Annotated in this window: 13 protein-coding genes; 9 read left to right on the top strand and 4 right to left on the bottom strand. The window is 36.7% G+C overall.

Going from position 1 to position 17,485, the window contains the following annotated elements:
• Positions 1-2 precede the first annotated feature (2 nt).
• The 3 genes from J5J03_RS11865 to J5J03_RS11855 all read left to right on the top strand — a co-directional run bounded on the left by J5J03_RS11865 (position 3) and on the right by J5J03_RS11855 (position 3,372).
• The gene (locus J5J03_RS11865; RefSeq protein ID WP_018933928.1) at positions 3-899 is read left to right on the top strand and encodes a carbohydrate ABC transporter permease; all 897 of its coding nucleotides are present in this window, start codon (positions 3-5) and stop codon (positions 897-899) included.
• 62 nt (positions 900-961) lie between these two features.
• Positions 962-2,614, top strand: a complete 1,653-nt coding sequence (locus J5J03_RS11860; protein ID WP_208589768.1) for an extracellular solute-binding protein — start codon at positions 962-964, stop codon at positions 2,612-2,614.
• Positions 2,615-2,643: 29 nt separating this feature from the next.
• Complete coding sequence (locus tag J5J03_RS11855) at positions 2,644-3,372, top strand: YesL family protein (protein ID WP_208589766.1); 729 nt, start codon at positions 2,644-2,646, stop codon at positions 3,370-3,372.
• Between the two features lie 803 nt (positions 3,373-4,175).
• On the opposite strand, the gene J5J03_RS11850 is transcribed toward J5J03_RS11855, so the two are convergent.
• The 4 genes from J5J03_RS11850 to J5J03_RS11835 are packed head-to-tail and all read right to left on the bottom strand — an operon-like array spanning position 4,176 to position 8,121.
• On the bottom strand, positions 4,176-5,192 hold the full coding sequence (locus J5J03_RS11850) for a sugar kinase (RefSeq protein WP_208589765.1): 1,017 nt from the start codon (positions 5,190-5,192) through the stop codon (positions 4,176-4,178).
• Positions 5,185-5,937 carry a 2-dehydro-3-deoxy-phosphogluconate aldolase gene (gene dagF / locus J5J03_RS11845; protein ID WP_208589764.1) on the bottom strand — a complete coding sequence of 251 codons (753 nt, stop codon included), beginning with the start codon at positions 5,935-5,937 and terminating at the stop codon, positions 5,185-5,187. Before dagF ends, J5J03_RS11850 begins: the two co-directional genes overlap by 8 nt.
• Positions 5,937-7,043 carry a DgaE family pyridoxal phosphate-dependent ammonia lyase gene (locus J5J03_RS11840; protein ID WP_208589763.1) on the bottom strand — a complete coding sequence of 369 codons (1,107 nt, stop codon included), beginning with the start codon at positions 7,041-7,043 and terminating at the stop codon, positions 5,937-5,939. The genes dagF and J5J03_RS11840 overlap by 1 nt, the downstream gene beginning before the upstream one ends.
• Entirely contained in the window at positions 7,021-8,121 is a 1,101-nt protein-coding gene (locus J5J03_RS11835) for an amidohydrolase/deacetylase family metallohydrolase (RefSeq protein ID WP_208589762.1), read from the bottom strand. Before J5J03_RS11835 ends, J5J03_RS11840 begins: the two co-directional genes overlap by 23 nt.
• A 190-nt stretch (positions 8,122-8,311) precedes the next feature.
• On the opposite strand from J5J03_RS11835, the gene J5J03_RS11830 reads away from it, so the two are divergent.
• The 6 genes from J5J03_RS11830 (at position 8,312) to J5J03_RS11805 (ending at position 17,325) form a co-directional block, all read left to right on the top strand.
• Complete coding sequence (locus J5J03_RS11830; RefSeq protein WP_208589761.1) at positions 8,312-10,027, top strand: sensor histidine kinase; 1,716 nt, start codon at positions 8,312-8,314, stop codon at positions 10,025-10,027.
• Positions 10,024-11,535, top strand: coding sequence for a response regulator transcription factor (locus tag J5J03_RS11825; protein WP_208589758.1), 1,512 nt, complete (start codon positions 10,024-10,026; stop codon positions 11,533-11,535). Before J5J03_RS11830 ends, J5J03_RS11825 begins: the two co-directional genes overlap by 4 nt.
• A gap of 121 nt (positions 11,536-11,656) precedes the next feature.
• Complete coding sequence (locus J5J03_RS11820; RefSeq protein ID WP_208589756.1) at positions 11,657-12,982, top strand: extracellular solute-binding protein; 1,326 nt, start codon at positions 11,657-11,659, stop codon at positions 12,980-12,982.
• Between the two features lie 128 nt (positions 12,983-13,110).
• Positions 13,111-14,001 carry a carbohydrate ABC transporter permease gene (locus tag J5J03_RS11815; protein ID WP_208589755.1) on the top strand — a complete coding sequence of 297 codons (891 nt, stop codon included), beginning with the start codon at positions 13,111-13,113 and terminating at the stop codon, positions 13,999-14,001.
• 1 nt (position 14,002) lies between these two features.
• On the top strand, positions 14,003-14,881 hold the full coding sequence (locus J5J03_RS11810; RefSeq protein ID WP_208589754.1) for a carbohydrate ABC transporter permease: 879 nt from the start codon (positions 14,003-14,005) through the stop codon (positions 14,879-14,881).
• A 254-nt stretch (positions 14,882-15,135) separates the two neighbouring features.
• Positions 15,136-17,325: a glycoside hydrolase family 18 protein gene (locus J5J03_RS11805; RefSeq protein ID WP_208589753.1), complete on the top strand. Its 2,190-nt coding sequence runs from the start codon at positions 15,136-15,138 to the stop codon at positions 17,323-17,325.
• Positions 17,326-17,485 lie beyond the last annotated feature (160 nt).

Genomic DNA, 17,485 nt, shown 5'->3' with positions numbered 1-17,485 from the left:
AAATGATAAAACCGACATTTGGTGACCGGATCATGATAGTCAGCATATATATTTTCCTAATTTTATTAGGCTTTGTAACGTTCTATCCATTTTGGAATTCGTTAGTGATTTCCTTTAATAGTGGGCAGGACACCATGCTAGGCGGTGTAACTTTTTGGCCACGAGATTTCACATTGGAAAATTATCAAATCGTCTTTCAGGATAAAAGATTACTGAATGCTTTTTTGATCTCTGTGTTAAGGACGGTAATAGGTACTTTTCTATCTGTTCTTGTCACCGCACTTCTGGCGTATGGCTTGTCCAAAAAAGAACTGATTGGTAGAAAATTTTTTATGATTTTCTGTTTGTTAACGATGTTTTTTAGTGGTGGTCTAATTCCCACTTTTCTACTTGTTAGGGGGATAGGATTGATGGATTCTTTTTGGGCGATGATTATCCCAACACTTGTGTTAGTTTGGAATATGATTATTTTCCGTACCTTCTTTCAACAACTGCCTAAAGGGCTGGAGGAATCAGCCAAGATAGATGGATGTGGGAATTGGCAAATTTTCTTTCGGATTGTGCTACCTTTGTCAGGACCTGTGATCGCAACGTTATCCTTGTTTACCGCTGTATTCCATTGGAATGATTGGTTTTTTCCTAGTATTTATATTTCTTCAGAAAACTTGATACCAATCCAGACTTTACTTCGACAAGTATTGAATTCCAATACTGTAACATCACAAATGAGTCAGCTCGATGCGGGAGCTTTAGCACACATGTCCAATGTAGCGAAAGTTACCGGGAAATCTTTATCAATGGCCACGATGATGGTAGCGACAATTCCGATTATATTAGTTTATCCGTTTGTTCAAAAACACTTTGTGAAAGGGGTACTAATCGGATCATTGAAAGAGTAGTGCAAAGAAATTGGTTTAAGGCTAGTGCTTTAAATAAAAATTTTAAAAAGGGGTTGAAGGGTATGAGGAAAAGGAGATTTCATTGGTATCTGTTACTTGTATTATTAACTGTTGGAATTGTTATTGGATGTTCTGATAGTGACACCACTGAAAGTGTAGAAGAAGAGACAAATGATTCCGAATCAGACGAAGCAGGTGAAGAGGATGACTTATTTGTATTAGGCGAGGAGCCACTGGAAATTTCAATGTTTGGCAATTATGACTGGTACACCATGCCTGGATGGGGGGATGATGTAGCAACTGCTTGGATCAAAGAGAATAAAAAAGTAGATATAACTGCGATTGACGGCGGCGGGAATGCTGAACAAAAATTAACCACGATGATTGCAGGTGATGAGCTGCCTGATTTTATTTGGACAGATCGTGGAGCATCTGTCGAAAGATTACGAGAAGGTGGAGCACTTGTACCATTGGATCCTTATCTTGATAAATATACGAATTTAAGAGACTGGTTTGGTGAAGAAGGTATTAATATGCTTCGTTCAGATGACGGCAAGTTATACCAATTTCCAAACTGGTATAATTCCAGCCCATTTGGTAATGCAGGGTATGTCATAAATAAAGGAATTTACGAAGATCTAGGATCTCCTCCATTAGAGACTACAGAAGATCTATATGAATACTTACAATTAGTAAAAGAGAATTATCCAAATGTTATTCCGTTTGAAACAGGTATAGATGGTCAAGGGATTAATGTGTTATATTCTGCTTTTGCCGAGGGAGAATCTCCGGCTAACATTAACAATGTAGCGGTCCAGAGCGGAGATCAGTTAACGTCCATTTTTACGGATGAGAATTATATCGAATCTTTACAATATGTTAGTAAATTGTTCCGTGATGGATTAATTACACAGGATGCATTGACGCAAGATCAGGATATGGTTATTGAGAAAGTCACATCAGGTAACATAGCCGTTTTCGCTTCTGCAAGTCCGACAGACCATGCCAGAACAGGTCATTATAATCTGTTGGAAGAAGATTCTGATGGAGGATATTTCATGATTCATCCGATTCATAAAAAAGGATTAGATCCAAATGAAATCTATCCAGGTTCTTATAACATGATGGGATGGAATGTGAGCGTTATTACCAAAGGCGCAGAAGATCCAGAGAAAGTTTTTGCTTTCTTAGATTGGTTAACAGGACCTGAAGGGCAGGCTTCACTCATATTTGGTCCTGAGGGGGAATATTGGGATGGATTTGATGAAGAAGGATTCCCGCAATTTACGGAAAAATACTATGAAGACCCTGAAGGTTTAGCGAAAGTGGAAGAAGATACAGCTAATTTTCAATGGAATGGGAATTCAAATTTCTTAGATACAGCGAAAGCTAAATTTGAAGAAACCTTACCTGAAGAACATCGTAACTGGACAACACATTGGCAAAATACGATTACTTGGGATACACAATATGACGCAACACAATATTTAAATATAAGTCCGATCCCCGAAAGTGAGGAGGGGATTATCCAGCAACGTGTAGGAGAAATTTTTGAGGAGGCTCGTGCCAAAGCAGTTTATGCACAAAGCGATGAAGAAGTCGAGCAGATTATGGCAGAAGCTGAAACAGCGGCTCGAGATGTAGGTTATCAACAACTCCTTGAATTTCAAACTGAAAAATGGCAAGAGAATCTAGCGATTATGGCTGGGGAATAAATGATTGAATGGAAGGGGAGTAAATCATCATGGAATCGATGGGAATGATCGGTAGGTTTTATCAAATATCGTATTGGATGATGAAATTACTACTGGTAAATATGATTTGGGTCATTTTTAATTTTCCAATCGTGTATATGGTACTGGCTACATTAACAGTAAACAGTATGGATAAACTGTATTTGCTTCTTATCATTATCATACTCTTACTCCCCTTTATTTCCTTTCCTGCCACTAATGCAATGTTTGCGGTAGTAAGAAGAGGGGTGTTATATAAGAAGGATGATAGATTACTATCTTATTTCTGGAAGACTTATAAACAAAATTATGCTCGCAGTCTTGTAGGTGGGATAACGATTACTGTTATTTGGTTGGTTTGGATTTATAATTATCAATTATCAGGGATTGAGTTAGGTTCCGGATTGTCTTATATTTACCTCGCTCTTACTATGTTTTTATTAGCATTTACGAGTTATTTCTTTGCGGATAGTGTACATTATCATCTTACATTTATTGCATCCATCAAAAAATCTATCATAATGAGTATTGGTTTTCCACATTATACCATTTCTGTAATTGGTGTTTCAGGTGTTTGTCTCTATATTTTATACTGGCTACACCCCATATTTTTTGTGTTGTATGGTGGGATTTTGCCTGCAATCATCTGTTTTCTAGGTTATTATTTCATCTACCTAAGAGCAAAAAGAATAAAGGAAAAGAATGAAAGTAAAAAACAATGGAACCCCCAAAAAGCATAAGCGGCCAGATCATTGGTCGATTATGCTTTTTAATATTATCTTTGAATCCGTATTTGTCACAGTGCTAAACGTCTGTAAGATCCCCACTTTAAGTAACACAAGGAAGCTAAGCGGGCGCTCTGCGCTTTTCTTAAAAGGTAAGAAAGTATATAATCAGCGTAATGACCGTGTTTAACGAAGTAGTTATTTTGACATATTTTATGTGTGTTTGCCAACGCTTCGACTAATTACTTCGCTTTCCGTGGGCACAGCCTCAACTAACTTTGCAAAGAAAAACACTTTGCAAAGTGGATTTTCGGCTCGTGCTATTCCCACAGGAGTCTCCGTAATTAGTCTCCGCTATGAGAAGGTGCAACAATTCTTGTCAGAAGGAATAGGTTGACTTTTTTTACAATGGACCGCTATCCGTGAGTATAAAAGCAGCTGTGTTACTTCATGCTAGCGTTGTAGAGCCTGATAATAGCGAAGGCCGCCCACTTCAACTCCTGGGGGATCAGCGTGATCTGAAGATCCACTTTGCAAAGCGATCTTCTTTGCAAAGTTAGCTGAAGACACGCCCCCTGGAAAGCGAAGTGGGCAAGCCGAAGCGGTTGTTACGACTATTAATCATGTCAAAATAACTACTTTGAACAGGACCGGGTGGGTTTTCCCGGTTTTTCTTATTACCTAAAATCCTTAGTTCATTAACAAACTATATCTTTTGTGATTGAATTGAAGAAAGAAGCAGAAGATATCATCAATTACATCAACTTCACCAACTGCAACTGTCGGCAACATTTCATTGCTGTTGCCGACAGTTGTTATCACCTAATTACATCACGGATTTGGTGGTTGCTTGCTTGTAAAATCTCTTGCTTGGTCGATAGTGGTGTGTCACCTACAATGGTATGTGCTAGCATACATGAAGCGGTCGCAAACTGAATCGTTTGTTGCGGTTGATAGTCTTGGAGCTTTCCATGAATAATGCCTGTTGCAAAAGCATCGCCAGCTCCTATACGGTCCAAAACACGAAATTGTTCCTTCTTTGCATAATGAAATCTCCCTAACTGATATAAATAGCCTTTAATAGAATGGGAGTCATCATGATGAATCGTTCGATGGGTACCTGCTAGTATAGCTATGTTGTACTCCTCTGCCACTTTTGGAATCAGTTCCTCTAACTGTTTTTCACGTTCTTGATGCTGACAGTGGTATTCTAATGTGTAAAGTGCATCTTTCTCATTCATCATCACTATATCAGCAATGTTCAGTAGTTGTTCATAGTATGGTTTTGCTTTTATATGGCCGTTTTCTCCCCATAGGGAAGGACGGTAATTGCAATCAAAGAGAACAATACCACCCTGCTCCTTGACTAAATTAGCTAACAGTATCAATTGCTGTCGAACATTTTCATTCATAGCTAGTGTTATCCCACATACATGTAATAAGTCGATCTCTTCAGCGATTTTATGAAATGAATAGTTGGATTTACTTGCGGTATTAAAGCTACTTTCCATACGATTGGAGTAAGTTACACGACTTGGCCGAGCACCAATTCCATTCTCTAAAAAATACATTCCGATATAATTACCTGATCGGGCGATATAATCGGTCGAAATGCCGAGCTTTTGTAAATGAGAAATAGCAGCATCACCAATTGGATTAGCTGGTAGTGTTGAAATGAGTGCACTTTTATATCCTAATTTTTCGATACTGCCAGTAATATTTACCCCTGTACCTGAAAACGAATATTGTAAAGAATTGGCTTGTGTCAGCAGTAGATTCTCAGGTACTTGCATACGCATCATTACTTCACCAAAGGCTGCGATTTTCTTAGTCATATTGATCAACCAGCTTTTTCACTTGTTGTAGTAAAAAGGTTACATCATCAACATTGGTCTTCCCAGTTTCTTTATCAATAATCGATGAATAAACATGGGGAATGATCTGCGGTACATTGGCTGATAAGGCAATATCCAATATTTCAGTGAAGTTTGTTTTATCTATACTGCCAGTAGGCTCTAGTGCAAAGTTTTCTTCACCACACGCTTTGGCGACGGCTTTGTACTCATCTATTGTCGCTAAACCTTGCATCGGAAAATATTTAAGTGCCTTTCCTCCCATATCACGAACTAATGAAATAGCAGATTTGACAGGAACAATCGCTTTTTCTGCATGTTCACTAATAGGACCTGTTGAAATATTGACGTAACCAATCTTCCCAGTAGGTGTTACTAAGCTATTAATCCAACAATCTTGCTTATCCGTATTTGCTTTCGTTTGTCCGACATATGGAAATACTTGATTTATATGCTTGCCCGGATATTGTTTTGCTATCTCAGCAACTACTGGTGCTTGCCTACTATCTCCTGCTCCGAGTCCGATCGAGACTGCATCCTCTATTGCTGCACCATATGCTTTCATAGCCAGTATAGCTTCATCTGTTGTTCGGTAATCCTTAGATAAAACACCAACTAGTACATGTTTTTCAGCAGCTTGATAGATGTCTTTCGCGTTATCGATACTGTTGGCTAATACATTTAAAGCAACCCGATTTTGATAAAAGTGATTAAAAATAGAAGCCATTATGAACTACCTCCTAAAACCTCCTGGATTCTTTGAACAATAATCTCGATATCATTTCCCTGTAATGGGCGGGAATCAATATCGAAAAAGCCTTGCTTTACTCCATAATCTCTAGTGTAGATAGCGATCTTTCCGATTCTTAAAGCAGTAGCTAATTCTTCTGCACTCATGCTTGCTTGGATTGGATTAACCTTGATTCTCCCTCGATAAATCTCTCTTCCCGCTTCATCTTGGACAATATCAACGGTAACACCATCCAATTCATTTAATACATGTAAGGCTTGAAGGCTGTCTCGTTCTTCTCGACTATGATCTTCTTTGTTAAAGAAATTATCAATTGCCTGAAGTAACCCGAAAATAGCTTCTTTTCCTACTTTCATACTTCTGCCGATTCCATATAATTGGACTTTTACCCAATCAATGTATTGTTTTTTTCCTGCTACAATGCCCGAGGTTGGTCCTTCAATAGCTTTCGAACCACTGAAGATAACAAGATCGGAACAGGATATATATTTTTGCAGATCTTCTTCAGCGGCAGCATCAATAATAAAGGGAATGCCATATTTTTTGGCAACTTCCCATGCATCCTCCACCGTTATCATGTTTTTTTGAACGGCATGATGGGATTGGACATATAAAATAGCACACGTATTGTCGCTTATTGTTTCTTCTAAATGTTCCTTCCTACCTTCATTGGCATAGCCGGCTTCTACTAGTCTTCCACCTCCTAAATGAATCATGGTTTCTATTGGAGCTCCGTATTGAACATTGTGTCCTTTAAATAAGATCACTTCATTTTCTGGAATGTCTTTTTGGTGTAGTTTTAAACTATCAAACTTATTTCCCTTTGTTACCAGAGCTGCAATTGACATCGCGATTCCACTCGAAGCAGAATTAACGACGACCGCATCTTCACTGTCTAATTTATCCGCTATATAGCTCCCTGCTTTATCTACTAAATCAGCTATTTCGATATAGTTTTTTGCTCCTATTTTCATTGCGTCCATAACACTGTCATTTGGTGCCGAAACCCCTAAAATACTCATTCTGCCACTTGCATTAATCACTCGCTTTAGCCCGTATTTAGCATGTAATAAGTTCGCCATCCTTTACCACTCCTTTAGGTACGATCATTTGATTGGTAATTCTCTCTTCTCCAACTGAATCAACTAAAACCGTTTTTTTATTTGCCATCTTAAATATTGTCAAGTTAGCATTTTCACCTGCTGCAATGGTAGCTAACTCAGGCATTCCTATAGCTTGGGCAGGGTATATGGTTATGGCATTGATGACTTGTTCCAAAGAGTAGCCAAGATAGAGAAATTTACTGGCTACATGAGCTAAGCTGTACACTGGACCATTCTGCCGATTCTCCCGGTAAATATCAGTACTGATCGAAAAAGGATAGATTTGATGCTTTTTGGCATACTCCGCAACTTGAAAGGAAAAGCTTGCACTGCCGTGGCCCACATCTAACAACACCCCACGGTGGATTGCCTGTTGCAGCTCTTTTAGTGGATTACCATTCTGATCAAATAAATTATTGCTTTTCCCGTTTAGAAAATGTGTCACAATATCCTTTCGATCTAGTAATCTTAAAATATCGTTAATAGCTGGTGGAGCTGAACCAATATGTACCATTAATGGTAGGGAGGTAAGACGAGAAAATTTTTTGGCGATTTGTAATGGCATAATGTCGTTGTCCTTCACAACACTGTTACTTATTCTAGCTTTAAGTCCAATGATTTTCTCGCGATATTTAGCAATGGTATCCACTACTTTCTGTTCATCTATCCATTTCAGATTAGATAGTTCATCCATTCTCGTAAGGCCGATAGCTGAAATATTTAAAAACACATATAAATTTGTCTTATGCACCTTCTCAGCATCAAGGATATCGCTTACATTGTTTGCACCACAACTTCCAGCGTCCACAATGGTTGTTACACCTTGTTTAACACCAATTTCATCTATTTCGTCTCCGTATGGATGTAATGCTTTATTTGCATGTACATGTAGGTCAATCCACCCGCTCGACACATAACAGCCAGAATAATTGAATTTTTCCTGCGCTATTCCTTTTCCAGCCTTGGTAATTTCAGCAATTCGACCATTTCTAATCACCATATCCACTTTCCGCCCGGTAGCGAATTTCACATTCTGTAATACATACGAATATGTCATATATTTCACCCCTTATGACAAAAGAATATCAATTTTAAGTATAGATGTCTATACATAAAACGATAAATTTATAAATATTATCTGCATGTATGACGCAATTGATATAGTTATTTACTTGATAATCGATTGGTGATATAATCCAACTAAAATTCTATTAATGGTATAGATGACTGTATCGGAGGTGTGTAGCTTGTATAGATGGTTTAAAAAGTCGGTTCAGCATCAATTAATTGTATTTGTGTTGTTAGCTGTACTCATTCCAATTAGTTTGTTAGGTACTATTTCTTATTTCACAGCAAACCATCTTGCGAAACAACGAGCAACGGAATCTGCCCAATCTTCTTTGGACCAGCTAGAAAAATCTCTTGAATTTATTGTGAATGATGTTGATAATATGTCAGTTTTTTTAATTGGAAATGACGATGTGCAACAATATTTAATAACAAAAAAAAACACGGTGCAACAAAGGTGGAATGTCTATGGTTTTTTATCTAATTTGACTTATTCTAAATCCTATATTGCAAATATCTTAATTGAACCGCTCAATAAAAACCGGAATATTTCTACCCTTTCAACTTTATCTTCTAAAGCTGAATATAGTGTGAATCATAAACAGAACGTTATAAAAAGTTTTCGATATAAAAATGATGTCATTACTTTGCATCGTCCGATAAGAAGTACGGATGACTACCAACTAATTGGCTATTTGAGCATTTTTCTGGACCAACAAGTTATGGAAAAATATCTACAAGCTGTAGATTTGGAGTGGGGAGGAACAACATATTTATTAAAGGATGATATCTTATTAGCTGCTGGTAATCGTTCCAATTCTGATGTTCATCTGAAAGATTTATCTCAATGGTTAAAAGCAAATCAAACCCCATTTACAACAAATATGGAGGGAATGGAAAACACAATTATATCTAGTGAAGTGCCAGAAGTTGATTGGACATTAATTAGTATCATCCCTACAAAGAAATTTACCGCTGAGAACCGAAAGTTTTTACAACTAACCTTGTTGGCAATTATTATCGCAATTCTTCTAGTCACGGCATTAGTGTTGTTTTTCGTTCGTAAAGTGATTGGACCTTTGTCGAAGTTAACAGAAGTTATACAAACTTCTGATCCAACAGCTGGTTTGAAGTTGGTGTCCTTACATTCAAGTGATGAGATTGGCTTATTATTGGATAGCTATAATAAGTTGAATAAGCGAATTTATCGTTTGCTGGATCAAGTAAAAAGAAATGAGGCACGTAAGAGAGAAATAGATTTACAAGCCTTACAAGCGCAAATAAACCCGCATTTCTTATACAATACATTAGCTTCGATTCACTGGATGGCACTTGTGAATCATGATATGAAGATTTCCAGAATGGTTTCTGCTTTAAGTAATTTTTTAAGATACAGTCTTAATAAAGGTGATGAATATTGCACGATAAAACAAGAGCTTGAGCATCTTAATAACTATGTGAGAATCCAACAATTACGATATCCTAATCTATTTCAATTGAACATAAATATTCCAGAAGAAGTGGAGGAATATTATATGCTGAAATTAGTATTACAACCTTTAATAGAAAATAGCATTATTCATGGTTTATTGCCTAACGAAAACAAGCAAGGAAAGATCGGTATAACAGGGTATTGGGAGCAGGATAGTTTGTGTATACATGTTCAGGATAATGGAATCGGTATATCAAAGGAAAAACTAAAAGAATTAAACGAATGGTTCTTAATAGATGAAAAATTAGAAGAAGTGGTTGGAACAAGTTATGGTCTTCGTAATGTTAATTTAAGATTATCTATGCATTATGGCTCAACATCAAGGCTGACAATTAATAGTGAGAAAAATAACGGAACAACTATTTCATTTGTTGTTTCGTTAGAAAAGAGGTTCATAAAATGAAAGTATTAATTGTAGATGATGAGGTCATCATTCGCGAAGCTATTTCTCAAGTAGTACCGTGGGAAAAGTATGGTTATCAAATATTAGAGCCAGCTGCCTCTGCTGAAGAAGCCATCCATAAGATTCATCAATATGCACCGGAAATTGTTTTAACAGATATTAAAATGGCAGGAAAAAGCGGACTTGAGCTAGCATCAGAAATTCAGCAGCTACAATTACCAATAGAAGTAATAGTCTTAACAGGTTATGATGAATTTTCCTATGCACAGAAGGCTATCCGTGAAGGTGTAAGTGATTATTTATTAAAAAATAGTAGTCCAGAAGAAATATTAGAAGCGGTTCAAAAAGTAAAAAAGCGATTAGAAGCAAATGGAAGAAAGCTTCGTCAAGACAGAACTGAATCGCAGTTAACCCTGTCCTATACTGTTAACAAGTTATTAAATGGGGAAGTCACGAAAGTAGAATTGCATCATCTCCATGATTTACTATCACCGACAGATCGTACATTCTATCAAATTATTATAATCGATACATTAATAGACAATTCTGTATTAATAGAATGTGAGCAAATATGGAATCGTTATTTAAAAGGATGGTGGTTTCAATTAAATGGTCAAACATTTATTCTTACCTTTAGATCTGATGTTTACCAAGATGACTATATTATAAATATGGCTATTCAAAAACTATATCCTGTCTTAGATTATATATTTTTAATGGGAATAGTAGTTGAAAAAATAAGTGATTTACCGCTGTCTTATGAAAAAGCTCAAGTTCTTTTAGGTTATCAGAATATATTAAAAGATAGGCGTATGATTACTAGTCAAGACGTGCAAGACCGTAAAGGGATTTCAAAAGCAGAATTTATCCAAAAAAACGAAAACGACTTTATGAAAAAAATCAACAGTGGTAATGCAACAGATTTAGAAAAATGGATGAAACAATTAGTGGAAAAAATGATAAAAGATCCGCATGCTACCCCGGAATCTATTCAGTTAGTGATCCAATCATTATATATTACCATGATCAGGCTTATACATCGGGTTGCTTTTTCGGTCGGTGTTGAAGTGGATGAATTACCTTCACTTCTACCTGTTCATCAATGGCTGACTTTGCCAAAAGAATTTCTGATCCCAACTTTCACTAGAATGCTAGAATTATACCGCCAATTAGTAAGTAGTGAAGGAGGATTCGTTGAAATATCTATTCAATATATGGAAATGAATCTAGGCAATGCGATTTCATTAAGAGAAGTTGCTCAATTTGTCAATGTACATCCCAACTATTTAAGCGACATGCTACGAAAGCGAATAGGAAAATCTTATATGGAATTAATTACGGAATTACGTTTGAAAAAAGCAAAGGAGCTACTGGTGAATACACCCGCTAAAATTAAATCTATATCGGAACAAGTTGGTTATTCTGATTGGAAGTATTTTACTAGCCAATTCAAAAAGGAGACAGGGCAAACCCCTTCACAATATAGAGCAAAAAAAGATGCCAGATGAGAAGAGTTCAAGCAGTTTTAAGTAAGTTTGTTTTTTTCCACCTATTCACTTTGATTTACCCCCTCAAAAATTTTAAGCGCTTACAATAAAATAACCTTAATTCCAAAAGGAGGCTTGAAAAATGAGGAACATAAATCTATTTTTATTTCTAATGGTGTTGATAAGTATTTGGTTAACCGCATGCAACAGTGACCAAACGGAAAATACAGAAAGTACCGGAGAATCGGCAGAAGCAACGGTGACCATTTGGCACAACTTTGCTGGAGATGATCTGAGAGCTAGGACAGTTCGTGATTTAATAGACCAATTTGATGAGGAGAATCCAAACATAAGTGTTGAAGCTGAGGCAATTCCAGTGGATGGTTACCGTCAGCGAATTAGTACGGTAGCTGCAGCACAGGAACTACCAGATGTGTTTTTTACTTATGCCGGTAGTTTTACAGACCAATTTTATAATGGTGGATTAATTCAACCGATCACTCCGTTAATGGAGGAACATAGTGATTGGGCTGATTCATTTTTGCCAACCGGTTTAGAAGCGTATGAATATGGAGACAATGGCGATACTTATTCAGCTCCAGTCGGTATGTCATCCACTTCTTATTTATTTTATAATAAGCAATTATTTGAGGCGAATGAAGTAGAAGTTCCAGAAACATGGGATCAATTTTTAGATGTGATTCATACTTTTAATGACCAGGATATTACACCCATTGCTATGGGGAATCAAGCACCTTGGGTTGCTCAATCCACGACCTTTGGAGCGATTGCTGACAGAGTAACTGGAACGGAGTGGTTCATGAATGCAGTTGAACAAGATGGAGCTTCATTCACAGATCCTGTATTTATTGAAGCCTTAGGTTATTTTAAACAGTTAGTAGATGCTGATGCTTATCAAGAAGGAGCCAATAGTATAGATAATACACAAGCAGAGCAATATTTCGCACAAGGAAAAGCAGCGATGATGATCAATGGATCATGGACAGTAAGTAGCTTAGCAGCATCTGCATCAGAAGACGTGATTGAAAACATTGGAGTAACAGTAGTACCCAGGATAGAAGATGGTGAAGGAAGAGCCAATACGATAACCGGTGGACCAGGTGGTGGATTTGTGTTGAATAGTGAGGCAGAAGGTAACGTGAAAGAAGCAGGGTTAGAGCTTATTTATGCTTTGAGTAATGAAGAGGCACAAAAAGCCATTGCTGAAAGTGATTCTATGGTTATGTATGACGTAGATATTGAACCAGAAAATGTATCACCCTTATATTATGAGGCATTTAATTTGGCTAGAAGTGTAGAATTTGCACCAGTTTATGATTTGTATTTGTCAGCAGCAGCAGGTGAAGCAATAAATAATGGTCTGCAAGAAATTATGCTAGGTGGAGATCTGGAAACAGTTGCTGAAAAGGTGCAACAAGCTCAGGTTCAATCATTAGAAGAAGAGTAAATCATACGCTAATTACCTCAAAATATATAGAGGCTGCTACATGTTATGTGATTGCACGCTCTTTAATGCTCTTGCGTTAGTAGTAAAGATAAGAAGAGTTTAGTTAGATTTGACAAAGGGGGGATAAAGTGCAAGACATACTAAAAGCAAAGCACTGGATTATCATATCGTTACTGCCAGCATTATTATTATATACATTTATTGTTATCGTGCCAATTTTTTGGTCTTCGTATTATGGTTTCTTTAAATGGTCAGGCATGAATGAACCTAGTTTTATAGGATGGGCTAATTATTTAGAAGTAGTAAATGACCCAATTTTCTGGCGAGCCTTAAAAAATAATATGATCATTGTGGTCGCTTCTGTCTTTGGCCAAGTACCTATCGCATTATTATTAGCGCTTCTGTTACGTAAAACTACATTATTTCAGCGCTTTGTACGTTCTGCTGTATTCTTACCAATGGTAATATCAACGGTTGTAGTTGGTTTAATTTGGGGATATATTTACAATCCAGAATTCGGTATTGTCAATGCGTTACTTGAAATGCTTGGCTTAGAATCATGGACCAGAGCGTGGTTATCCGATCCAGCTGTAAATATGTATGCAGTGTCCGTCCCTATTATATGGAACTACATTGGTCCTTATTTAATTATCTTTATCGCGGCTATTCAAAACATTCCTACTGAAATAGAAGATGCAGCAAAAATGGATGGAGCGAACGGGTTTCGTAAATTATTTTATATTACTTTACCCATGATGTGGACAACAATAAAAGTTGCAGTTGTATTATGTATTTCAGGCAGTTTAAAAGCTTTTGATCAAGTATTTGTAATGACCGGTGGAGGCCCTGCCCAATCAACCGAACTATTAGCAACTTACATGTATAACAACACCTTTATGACTTATCGATATGGATATGGCTCAGCTGTATCTACTATGATTATTATTGTTAGTCTTATCCTAATCCTAATTAGTCAAATTTTAATGAGACGAAAAGAAGAGAAGGGGATGAGCATTTAAGATGAGAAAAGATGTGGTTTATGAAGCAAATAGATCCTTTAACCCGGTTTTTAAACAGAAAAAATCAATATTAAAAGTAATGAAAACTGTTTTTTTAATCACTTTCTCTTTTTGCATGATCTATCCGCTGTACTGGCTGTTTATTAGTGCTTTTAAATCGACAGATGAGTTCTTTCAGTTTCCTTATGCATTACCGAGTGAATGGACATTCGATAATTTCGTTAGAGCTTGGAATTTAGCCGATTTGGGTGGGGCTATGATAAATTCAACTGTTGTTACAGTTGTCGGAACGATTTTTACTGTATTTCTAGGTGCATTAACGGCGTATGTACTTTCGCGGTTCTCCTTTAAGTGGAAAGGTTTTATCATGTTATTTTTTCTATTAGGTATGTTAATCCCTATTCATAGTACACTTGTACCATTGTTTTCGATTATGAATGAGATAGGAATGCTAAACACATATTGGGCATTAATATTGCCATATACTGCCTTTGAACTACCGATAGCTATCTTTTTAATAACTGCTTATATGTCAAGCATACCAAAGGAAATCGAAGAAGCTGCTGTCATTGACGGGGCCGGCTATTGGGGGATTTTCTTTCGAATCATGCTTCCCATTGCGGTTCCTGCAATGGCAACCGTAGCTATATTAGCATTTTTACGGTATTGGAATGAGTACATTTTTGCGCTTGTATTTATCAATGATGCTTCATTGAAAACTTTACCACTTAGTTTATCGATTTTTTCTGATGGTTACAGTACAGATTATTCTTTAACGATGGCCGCAATGGCTATAGCTGTTATACCGACAGTTATTATGTATGTTTTTTTTCAAGAGCAAATCATGAAAGGAATGGTAGCAGGTTCGGTAAAGGGCTAATTGATGTGATGAAAGCTCTTGGTAAAGGAAAAGAAATCTAGTAAAAAATAGGCTTTAATATATCTGATTAAATAAGGGTGATTGCTACGTATCAAAATGCTAGTGATCACCCTAAAAATATGTTGACATAAAATAATGAATTCTGTAATCTTGTATAGAGGTATAGTCATCTCATCTATTGTTCCTAAAATAGATTGCGCTTACATCAATATGTATTCTATTAATCTATTAAAGGAGTGGAGGAAAGAGTGATAGTGAAAGAGAAATGTCAACATGTTGTGAAGTGGTTAGTATCAGGTTGTGTCGCAATTGTAATAGTTGCTGTTGGTTTATTATTCCTAGCAACAGAAGAAATGACTGCATCAGAATCTGAAGATGATTATCGTGTTGTCGGATATTATACGCAATGGTCAACATATGGCAGAGATTATCAAGCGGTAGATATTGATGCAAGTAAATTAACACATATCGTTTATGCATTTGCGGATTATTGTTGGGAAGGTGAAGGTCATGCAGATACAACTGATTGTGAAGGGGTAACAAACGGTACAGTAGTATCCGCTGATCCGTGGGCAGATTATCAAAATCCTAATGTATTAGGACTTACTGAAGAGGAATTAGAAGATTGGGATCGAGATTTTTATGGAAACTTAGGTGGTTTAGCTATATTAAAGGATGAAAACCCGGGACTACGTACCTTATTATCTATTGGGGGATGGACATTCTCGAAAAATTTCTCCCATATAGCAGCATCAGAAGATACTAGGGAAACTTTTGCAAAATCAGCAGTTGCTTTTATGAGAAAGTATGAAATGGATGGTGTAGATATCGATTGGGAATACCCGGTTAGTGGTGGACAGGAAGGAAATGTTCACCGCCCGGAAGATAAAGAAAATCACACTTTGTTATTACAAACCATACGTGATCAATTAGACAAAGCAGAGGAAGAAGACGGCAAGGAATATGAATTAGCGATTGCTTCTAGTGCAAATCCTTCTTATCTAGAAAATAATGAAATGGAAAAAATTGCAGAAATAGTTGATTTTATTGACATTATGACTTACGACTTTAACGGAAGCTGGCAATCTACCAGTGCACATAATGCTCCATTATTTGCTGATCCAACTGCAATGGACGCAGGTGTCCCAGACACAGATGTATTTAATGTAGACACAGCAATCGAAGGACATTTAAATGCAGGTGTACCTGCTAATAAATTAGTGATGGGATTACCTTTTTATGGTCGTTCATGGGCTGGCTGTGATAATGCGGAGAATAGCCCTAATGGTGGTTATTATCAAAACTGTCAAGGTGCAGGAGATGGAACATGGGAACAAGGGGTCTATGATTATGATGATATTATGGCCAATAAATTAACAGATGAGCAATATACTGCTTATTGGAATGATATTTCCAAAGTACCATATTTATTTAATGAAGAAACAGGCGAATTTATTACCTATGATGATGAACGTTCGATAGCAGATAAAATCGCCTATCTGGAAAACCGTCAACTTGGCGGAGCGATGATTTGGGAGTTAAGTGCAGATCGTGAGAGTAGACTATTATCTGTAATTTTTAATGAATTTACAAACGGCACAACACCACCTGAACCTACACCTCCTGATGATGGTACGGTTAAGGATATAGCTGAACTAGAGATCAGTGATAATCAGTATATGTATACTAATTCAAGTAATCAGGAAAGCATCGTTTTCAATGCATCCCTTTTGGAAGAATTACAAGAAGACTATGAGTTAGTGATTTATTATAAAGATATTGCCATGGCAGTACCGGTTGAACTGTTGCAGACAGAAGAGAATATTACGTTCCATCTTGCCGAAGCTGCAAAGGAGATAAACAGTGAGCATGATAATCAGGTTAGCTCTATTTATGATTTAACGATATTAGTTGGAGAAGAAGTAATGGCTGACTTTGGTGAGCATCAAGTTACATTGACTTTCACAGTGAATGAAGACCAGATAGAAAATTGGGATCAATTAGCTGTTTATTTATTGGGGGAGAATGGTAAAAAACAGCAAGAAATAGATGTCGAGTACGATAAGGAACAACAAATCGTTATGGCAGATGTTCCTCATTTCAGTTTATACGGGGTATTCGAGAACAGCACTCCTGATGAGGAACAAACAGAGGATAGTGAAAAAGAAGATGATCAGTCTAATACAGATAACAGTGATCAAAACTCGAATGAAAAAACATCTGATGAAGGAACGTCAACAAATAACTCGGATAAAGACAGTACAACTGATGAGAAAAAAGAAAAGCGAAGTACTACATCTACCGAAAATCAAAAAGAGCAAACGGAAAGTCAACGTCTTCCAGATACAGCGACCAACCAATTTCATTATATATTAATCGGCTTACTTGTAATAGCTGGCGGTGGAATAATATTTTTTGTAACAAGAGTAACTAAATATAGTTAATATATTTTAGGTATAGACAACTAAACCTACTTGTGGTAATCTATATGTAATTGGAATTGGCTAATTAAATCATGACTCACATGTTACTAATGAGATTAGGCATGGAGAAATTATAAAGGTTGGTATATCTCCCTTTAATATTTCTTCATGCTTTTTGTTC

Origin of the sequence: Gracilibacillus suaedae (genome assembly GCF_017599345.1) — a bacterium.
Classification (GTDB): Bacteria; Bacillota; Bacilli; order Bacillales; family Amphibacillaceae; genus Gracilibacillus; species Gracilibacillus suaedae.
This window is presented reverse-complemented; position numbering and strand designations above follow the sequence as displayed.

What these genes read in the sequence shown, in the direction of transcription:
- J5J03_RS11865 (WP_018933928.1), top strand. Translation starts at nt 3, where the DNA reads ATGATAAAACCGACATTTGGTGACCGGATCATGATAGTCAGCATATAT.
- J5J03_RS11860 (WP_208589768.1), top strand. Translation starts at nt 962, where the DNA reads ATGAGGAAAAGGAGATTTCATTGGTATCTGTTACTTGTATTATTAACT.
- J5J03_RS11855 (WP_208589766.1), top strand. Translation starts at nt 2,644, where the DNA reads ATGGAATCGATGGGAATGATCGGTAGGTTTTATCAAATATCGTATTGG.
- J5J03_RS11850 (WP_208589765.1), bottom strand. Translation starts at nt 5,192, where the DNA reads ATGACTAAGAAAATCGCAGCCTTTGGTGAAGTAATGATGCGTATGCAA.
- dagF (WP_208589764.1), bottom strand. Translation starts at nt 5,937, where the DNA reads ATGGCTTCTATTTTTAATCACTTTTATCAAAATCGGGTTGCTTTAAAT.
- J5J03_RS11840 (WP_208589763.1), bottom strand. Translation starts at nt 7,043, where the DNA reads ATGGCGAACTTATTACATGCTAAATACGGGCTAAAGCGAGTGATTAAT.
- J5J03_RS11835 (WP_208589762.1), bottom strand. Translation starts at nt 8,121, where the DNA reads ATGACATATTCGTATGTATTACAGAATGTGAAATTCGCTACCGGGCGG.
- J5J03_RS11825 (WP_208589758.1), top strand. Translation starts at nt 10,024, where the DNA reads ATGAAAGTATTAATTGTAGATGATGAGGTCATCATTCGCGAAGCTATT.
- J5J03_RS11820 (WP_208589756.1), top strand. Translation starts at nt 11,657, where the DNA reads ATGAGGAACATAAATCTATTTTTATTTCTAATGGTGTTGATAAGTATT.
- J5J03_RS11810 (WP_208589754.1), top strand. Translation starts at nt 14,003, where the DNA reads ATGAGAAAAGATGTGGTTTATGAAGCAAATAGATCCTTTAACCCGGTT.